Source organism: Hansschlegelia beijingensis (genome assembly GCF_045505405.1).
Lineage (GTDB): Bacteria > Pseudomonadota > Alphaproteobacteria > Rhizobiales > Methylopilaceae > Methylopila > Methylopila beijingensis_A.
In genome coordinates this window covers 1-1,186 of record NZ_JBJKEX010000557.1, presented here as the reverse complement: position 1 = coordinate 1,186, position 1,186 = coordinate 1, and the positions used below count along the sequence as shown (strand labels likewise).

Annotated in this window: 1 protein-coding gene; it reads right to left on the bottom strand. The window is 70.7% G+C overall.

The window, feature by feature from the left end:
• Window positions 1-260: 260 nt before the first annotated feature.
• A partial coding sequence (locus tag ACIKT0_RS18650) for a M24B family metallopeptidase (protein WP_407106802.1) occupies window positions 261-1,186 on the bottom strand: 926 nt, incomplete at its 5' end.

The following is a 1,186-nucleotide window of genomic DNA, read 5'->3' as shown; positions in this document are numbered from 1 at the left end:
ATGACAGGCAGAGACGCTGAGAACAGCGTGACCGAGGAGGCCCGGAGGGAGGATCTCGGCCCGGTCCTGGACCAGAACATCCGGCGGCTCGAACTTCGGGATCATCCGGGTTCAGGAGTGAAGCGATCTTACCGCGCCTTTCGGGGCGGGAACCTTCGCCGTCATGGTCCGGCTTGACCGGACCATCCAGTTCGGACGTGGGGCTCGCCTCCTGCCGGGATCCTCCGGTCAAGCCGGAGGATGACGACGGAGCGACCGCCTTACAGGGGCGCGCAGGCCCGTTCCAGCCACGCGCGCGTCTCGGCGTCGACCAGCGGCCCGACCTCGGCGAGCACCCGGGCGTGGTACCCGTCGAGCCAGGCGCGCTCGCCTGTCGTCAGCAGCGCCGGCTCGATCGCGCGGCGGTCGATCGGGGCGAGCGTCAGCGTCTCGAAGCCGTACATCTCGCGCTCGGCGCCGGGGATCGCGCGCTTCTCCACCAGCACCAGGGTCTCTGTGCGGATGCCGTAATGGCCCTCCCGGTAGTAGCCGGGCTCGTTGGACAGGATCATGCCCGGCTCGAGCGGGACCGTCCCGAGTTTCGAGATGCGCTGCGGCCCCTCATGGACGGAGAGATACGAGCCGACGCCGTGGCCGGTGCCATGGTCGAAGTCGAGCCCCGCCTCCCAGAGCGGCCGGCGCGCGAAGGCGTCGATCTGCGCGCCGCTGACGCCCTTCGGGAACACCGCGGTCGAGATCGCGATGTGGCCGCGAAGGACGCGCGTGAAGCGGTCCTTCATCTCGTCGGTCGCGGCCCCGATCACCACCGTCCGGGTGACGTCGGTGGTGCCGTCCTGATACTGCGCGCCGGAGTCGATCAGGTAGAAGCCGGGGGTGAGCTTCCGGTTGGTGGCGCGCGTCACGCGATAATGCGGCAGCGCGGCGTTGGGGCCGGCGGCCGAGATCGAGTCGAACGAGATCTCCTTCAACTTTCCGGTCTCGCGCCGGAAGGTCTCCAGCGCCTCCGCGCAGCCGATCTCGTCCAGCGCGCCGCTGGGCGCCTCACGGTCGAGCCAGCACAGGAAGCGGCACAGGGCCGCGGCGTCGCGCAGATGGGCGGCGCGGGCGCCCGCGATCTCGGCGGCGTTCTTCACCGCCTTCAGCTTCGCGATCGGGTCGGGGCCGCGCTGCACGGTCGCGCCGGCGG